General features: G+C 45.8%; 4 protein-coding genes. 2 read left to right on the forward strand and 2 right to left on the reverse strand.

Going from position 1 to position 6,645, the window contains the following annotated elements:
* Positions 1-464 precede the first annotated feature (464 nt).
* Complete coding sequence (gene recR, locus IQ242_RS13330; protein ID WP_193960302.1) at positions 465-1,055, reverse strand: recombination mediator RecR; 591 nt, start codon at positions 1,053-1,055, stop codon at positions 465-467.
* A 262-nt stretch (positions 1,056-1,317) separates the two neighbouring features.
* Complete coding sequence (locus tag IQ242_RS13335) at positions 1,318-1,851, reverse strand: DUF4330 domain-containing protein (RefSeq protein ID WP_193960299.1); 534 nt, start codon at positions 1,849-1,851, stop codon at positions 1,318-1,320.
* Between the two features lie 278 nt (positions 1,852-2,129).
* Between IQ242_RS13335 and speA the strand changes: the two genes are divergently transcribed.
* Both speA and IQ242_RS13345 read left to right on the forward strand, forming a co-directional pair.
* The gene (speA, locus tag IQ242_RS13340) at positions 2,130-4,169 is read left to right on the forward strand and encodes a biosynthetic arginine decarboxylase (RefSeq protein WP_193960300.1); all 2,040 of its coding nucleotides are present in this window, start codon (positions 2,130-2,132) and stop codon (positions 4,167-4,169) included.
* Between the two features lie 77 nt (positions 4,170-4,246).
* A complete protein-coding gene (locus IQ242_RS13345) occupies positions 4,247-6,262 on the forward strand; it encodes a ribonuclease R family protein (protein ID WP_193960301.1) in 2,016 nt (671 codons plus the stop codon).
* Positions 6,263-6,645 lie beyond the last annotated feature (383 nt).

Below are 6,645 nucleotides of genomic sequence, written 5' to 3' on the forward strand. Positions count from 1 at the left end.
TACTTAGGGTCTGCTGAAAAAGTTTTTCCTAGGGGCAGGGTGTAGGGTGTAGGGTGTGGGGTGTGGGGTTTTACCGATTTTGAGGGGGTCAATTACCTAATTTTCAGGGAAAAAGTAGCTGAATTTTCCCCCTGATCACTCCCATATCTGGTACTTTTGGATTTCAAAAAAGGCTAAAAGTCTTATCCAGCAAGGTTTTTAGATTTATTCAGCCAGCCCTACTTAGGGTTTGCGGCAAAAAGTACGGGCGAAGCATTCGGATAGAAAATCTCCGGTTTCACCGATAGGTTATTGCCCGAATGCTTCGCCCCTACAGGACGCGGGCCGATGAAGACGCAAGGTGTTGAAGCACGATTCTCTCAAAATCTTGCACCTGTTTCACGAGAAAAGCCACAAAACCCTTACCTTGCCTACATTTTACATTTATTCAGCAAACCCTACTTAATCCCAACCTTGGCGAGATTTTACAATTCCCGACGACCTTCTAAAGCTCTCGCTAAGGTTACTTCATCAGCGTATTCTAGATCGCCGCCCATGGGCAACCCAAAAGCGATACGGGTAACTTTAGTGAAGGGTTTTAGTAAACCCCCGATATACAAAGTCGTGGTTTCCCCCTCGACACTGGGACTGATAGCTAAGATAACTTCCTGAATTTTTTTCTGGCTGACTCTGGTGACTAAAGACTGTATATTTAATTGATCCGGTCCAATCCCATCCATAGGTGAGATAACACCCCCTAAAACGTGATATTTGCCCGAATATTCCCTAGTTTTCTCCAAAGCAATCACATCTCTGGAGTCAGCTACCACACAGATAGTCCCCGTTTCCCGGTTGGGATTGCGGCAAATTTCACAAATCGGTTCGGCCGAAAGATGAAAACAAACCTGACATAATCCTACTTGTTTTTTCGCTGCTACGATCGCCTCGGCCAATTCGATCGCATCCTGTTCCGGTCGTTTGAGAATATACAGGGCCAAACGTTGGGCGCTTTTGGGTCCCACCCCGGGTAATTTTTGTAACTGCTCGATCAAACGAGCTAAAGGCGGTGTATAAATAGCAGTTAATCCTCTTATCAGTTATCAGTTATCAGTTATCAGTTATCAGTGGGTAAGTTATCAGTTATCAGTGGGTAAGTTATCAGATTTGAGTTTTCAAGTGAGCAGTGTTACATGGAAGTTTCCTACTGTCTTTTCACTGATTACTGGTCAATGATTACTGGTCAATGATTACTGCTCACTGATTACTGCTCACTGATTACTGCTCACTGATTACTGCTCACTGATTACTGCTCACTGATTACTGCTCACTGCTCACTGTTTAAGACCTTTTTGGTAAACGGACATCGATAACACTGGTGTTGAAATTATAATTATCTCCTTCTAACTCGATTAAAGTGCCAATTTTCACCTTTTGACCGCCAACAACCGCACCGGTATCGGTAACTTCCGCTTGACCACTGAGAGTCATAATCATATCTTGAGAATAGTTTTCCGTGCGGGGATCGGGTAGGACTTTCACACTACCATCCGGCTGCGGAACTAAGACATTTCTCGATAAAGCTTTAACATTTTTTATATCCACTTGACCGGCCGGTTGATTACGAATAACAATATTAGTTTTCTTCTCGGTATTGAATTGATTAATCAAAGCGTTAGGATTGAGAACACTTAAACCCCGGACAATAACATCCACTTCTATGGGTTCTTTGGTAACTTGAGCGATCGTACTTTTACCACTTGTCCCCGGTACAACAAAAATACCGATAATTGTCAATAAAATTACTAAGGCCGCTCCAATATCAAGCAAGCTAAATTTACCGAATAAACGTCCTTTTGAGTCTAATAAATTCATAAGCGGTTCACTATAAAATTTTGGGGAGAAGGGAACAGGGGAACGGGGTGATGGGTAGGGTTGATTCATGAATCAACCCTACTATGAATCAACCCTAGGGTGATGGGGGATGGGGAGAAAATACAAATAATCTCCTATCTCCTGTCTCCTGTCTCCTGCCTCCTGTCTCCTGTCTCCTGAGGGCTAATAGATTCTATCACGATCGGAATCTTGGTCGCAGACAGGAAGTCTGACTTAAGATAGAAGATCGGAGTCTCATACGGAGCGATCGATAGACAATGGCGGGTAAAACTCAACTTAAGAAACTAGAAAAGCAATTATCTCCAGTCGATTTGACCCCTTCTGACGGTAACAACCTCGAAAAAGTTGCCCCCGTCAAACATTGGTCGATCGAAGATAGCGAAAATCTCTATCGCATCCAAGGCTGGGGAGAACCCTATTTCTCGATTAATGCCGCAGGAAATATTACCGTTTCGCCCCAGGGAGAAAGGGGCGGTTCTTTGGACTTATACGAGTTAGTTTCGGCGATTAAGCGGCGAAATATCGGTTTACCTTTGCTAATTCGGTTTAGTGACATCCTTGAGGATCGGATCGAGCGCCTGAATGCCTGTTTTAGCCGAGCGATCGCCCGTTATAATTATCCCAACGTCTATCGCGGTGTCTATCCGATCAAGTGCAATCAACACCGTCACATCGTCGAGTCTTTGGTGCGTTTTGGTAAACCCTATCAATTTGGGTTGGAGGCTGGTTCAAAACCAGAGCTAATGATTGCTTTAGCGACCCTAGAACCTGCCTTAAACGGCAAAAATGACAAAACACAACCATTACTAATTTGTAACGGCTATAAGGACAAAGAATACCTGGAAACTGCTCTTTTGACCACTCGTCTCGGTCATCGGCCTTTGATTGTCATCGAACAATTGGAAGAATTATATTTAACCCTGCGCGTCAGTCGTCAGTTAGGAATTGCCCCACATTTGGGAGTGCGTGCGAAACTGGGGACAAAAGGGGTGGGCCGTTGGGGATGTTCCACGGGAGACCGGGCAAAATTCGGTTTAACCGTCCCGGAAATCTTAACGGTGGTGACGGAATTAGAACAAGCGGGGATGTTAGATTGTCTGCAACTGCTGCACTATCATATCGGGTCGCAAATCTCCGCTATTAGCGTCATTAAGGATGCCATTCGCGAAGCTAGTCAGATTTATGTGGAATTAGCGAAATTAGGGGCAAATATGACCTATCTCGATGTGGGGGGTGGTTTAGGGGTCGATTACGATGGCTCAAAAACTAACTTCTACGCCTCAAAAAACTACAATATGCAGAATTATGCTAATGATATCGTGGCTGAGGTCAAGGAAGCTTGTGAAGATGCCCAGATTTCACCCCCAATTCTCATTAGTGAAAGTGGACGGGCGATCGCTTCTCATCAATCGGTGTTAGTCTTTGATATCTTGGGAAGTAGCGAGGTTCCCCAAAACCCTCCCGATCCCTGCAATGGGAAAGAACACCTCATCCTCCGTAATCTTTGGGAAACCTATACGGGTATCGATGAGCGCAATTATCAGGAAGCTTATCACGATGCGGGACAGTTCAAAGAGGAGGCGATTAGTCTGTTTAATTTCGGTTATCTCAGTCTCAAAGAACGAGCTAGAGCCGAACAATTGTACTGGGCTTGTTGTCACAAAATTCTGCAAGTGGCCCGACAACAGGATTATGTTCCCGATGACTTGGAAGACTTAGAGCAAATTATGGCCTCAATTTATTATGCCAATCTCTCGGTTTTTCAGTCAGTTCCCGATAGTTGGGCGATCGATCAACTATTTCCAATTATGCCGATCCATCGTCTCGATCGAGAACCTACCCAAAGAGGGATTCTCGCCGATTTAACCTGTGATAGTGACGGGAAAATTGCCCAGTTTATCGATTTGCGCGGGGACATAAAATCAGTTTTAGAATTGCATCCGTTGGAGTACAAAAACGGTAAACATTCTCCAGAACCCTATTATCTAGGAATGTTTCTGGTGGGTGCTTATCAAGAGATTATGGGCAATTTACATAATCTTTTTGGCGATACTAACGTGGTACATATTCAGATGAGTCCCAAGGGATACGATATCGAGTATCTAGTCAAAGGAGATACGATCACGGAAGTATTAAGTTATGTGCAGTATTCTGCGGAAGACCTGTTAGAAAGAATTCGTCTTCGTTGTGAACAAGCTTTGCAGGAAAATCGCATGACTGTGGAAGAATCCCAATTACTACTACAGGATTATGAACGCAGTTTGCGACGTTATACCTATCTAGTGGGTGGGGATTGATGATTGCTCTTGCCGATCGAGTGATCGATCGAGGATGATAGGAAATAGACAAAATAGATAGGCAGTAAGGGGAAGCAGTGGAAAAGGGAACGCTGGTAGAATTTCGGGTGCAAGGAGAAAGGCGCTTAGGGGTGATCGATCGCCCAGAAGGGAAAAAAGATTGGATCGTCATCGATCAAGGGGGAAACCCGCATAAACTGCGTCCCCAACGCTTCGATTACATTATCAAAGCAGGTCCATCCAACTATAAAGAGATTGGCAATTTTCTGCGGGAAGTCCAACCCTATCTAGATGCTAGTGGTTTAGAAGTGGCCTGGGAATTATTAGCCGGGGAAAATCAGTTAGTCACTCCCGAAACCATGGCCGAGCTCCTCTTTTCCGATCGCGGTCCGCAGTTTTGCTATGCGGCCCATTGTCTCTTGAGTGATGATAAGGTTTATTTTAAAAATAAAGGGGATGGTTACGAGGCCCGATCGGAAAATCAGGTAGAGGAAATCAAACACCAGCTAGAGGTGGAACAACAGCGTCAACGGGAAAAAGGCCAATTTCTCCAACGTCTCCAACAGGCCCTGGCCGGTGGAACGGTAGAATGGTCAGAAAGCGATCGAATTCGTCTGGAATCTCTAGAAAAATTTATCCTCCAACCCGAACAAAAATATCCAGCGGCCATGGAAATACTCTCCCTGCTGGGCCGTTCCCAAACCCCCGAGGCCGCTTTTGAATTGTTAGTCGATTTGAAATGGTGGAGTAGTCACGAAAACCTTTTCCTGCGACGCAGTTCCTACCCCGTTCAATTCTCGAAAAAGGTACTTGATGTGGCGCGTCTTAATTTACTCAATCCCCCTGCGGATGCGGATGTCAACAATCGTCTCGATTTAACCCACCAAAAAATTTATACCATCGACGATGAAAGTACCGAGGAAATCGATGACGGATTATCGGTAGAAATGCTCGCGGATGGTGGTCATCGTCTCTGGATCCATATTGCCGATCCTAGCCGTTTAGTGCGTCCCGATGATGAATTAGACCTAGAAGCGCGTCGTCGCAGTACCAGTCTTTATCTTCCCACGGGAATGGTTCCCATGTTTCCCCTAGAGTTGGCCGCAGGTCCGATGAGTTTGGTACAGGGTAAACTTTGTCCTGCCTTAAGTTTTGGGGTAATCCTCGATGAAACGGGGGCGATCGCCGATTATCGAATCCATCCTAGTACAATTAAACCCACCTATCGCCTCACCTACGAAGATGTGGACGAAATGTTACATCTGGATCTGCAGCATGAACCGGAAGTAAGGATTCTCAACCGTTGGGCCAAACAACGCCACGCATGGCGCAAATCTCAGGGATCGATTAACATCCAAATGCCAGAATCATCCATTAAGGTGAAGGCTAACGACGAAATTATCATAGAATTGCAGGAAGTTTCCCCATCTCGGCAATTGGTGGCGGAAATGATGATTTTAGCTGGAGAAATCGCCGGTCGCTACTGTCAGGAACACGAGATCCCCGTGCCTTTCCGCGGACAACCACAACCGGAATTACCCCCCGATGAGGAGTTAATTTTACTACCTGCGGGCCCGGTGCGTTCCTGTGCCTTGCGTCGCTGTATGCCGCGCAGTGAGATGACGACGATTCCTAACCGTCATGCTAGTCTGGGATTGAATACCTATTCCCAAGTAACTTCGCCAATTCGCCGTTATACTGACCTTTTGACCCATTTTCAACTAAAAGCCCATCTCCGGGGCGATCAACTGCCTTTTACCCGGGATAGAATGCAGGAAATTCTCTATAGTGTCGCTAGTTCGGCCCTGGAAGCCACCTCGGTGGAACGACAAACTAATCGTTATTGGAGTTTGGAATTTTTGCGACGACAGGGAGATCAAGTCTGGCAAGCTTTGGTTTTACGCTGGCTGCGGGAAGAGGAAAATTTAGGCTTAATTTTATTGGAGGAATTGGGGTTAGAATTACCCCATCGTTTTGAGCGATCGGTATCTTTAGGCGATCGCTTTCAAGTGCAAGTTAGTCGCTCTGATCCCCACCGCGATGAGATCCGTTTTCGCGAGTTATCGGGTTTTGTCTCCTCCCAAGCAAGTTAATCTCTCGCGGAGTCAGGAGTCAGGAGTCGGGTGATAGGGTGATAGGGTGATAGGGATTTAGGGGTTTAGGGAAATTTCAGCCAAATGCTCCACTACCCCACACCCCCCTGACAGGTGTAGGTTTATTACAAAGAGGTGAGCAGTCACACACTCAAGGTGAGAAAATCAAGCTAGAGATTTAGAGGAGCATCGTGAAAGGCAATGCTGAAAAACAAATAAGTAGTCGTGCAAAATTAATTTCCTAGTCGAGACTCCCAGACTCCGAGACTCCGAGACTCCGAGACGGGATACAGGAGACTCCGAGACTCCGAGACGGGATACAGCTATTAGGGATCGGATTTGAGTTTTCAGTTCACTGTTTACTCACATCAGCAAAAGGCTGA

It is taken from the genome of Microcystis sp. LEGE 08355 (assembly GCF_015207185.1).
Lineage (GTDB): Bacteria > Cyanobacteriota > Cyanobacteriia > Cyanobacteriales > Microcystaceae > Microcystis > Microcystis panniformis.

What these genes read in the sequence shown, in the direction of transcription:
- IQ242_RS13335 (WP_193960299.1), bottom strand. Translation starts at nt 1,851, where the DNA reads ATGAATTTATTAGACTCAAAAGGACGTTTATTCGGTAAATTTAGCTTG.
- speA (WP_193960300.1), top strand. Translation starts at nt 2,130, where the DNA reads ATGGCGGGTAAAACTCAACTTAAGAAACTAGAAAAGCAATTATCTCCA.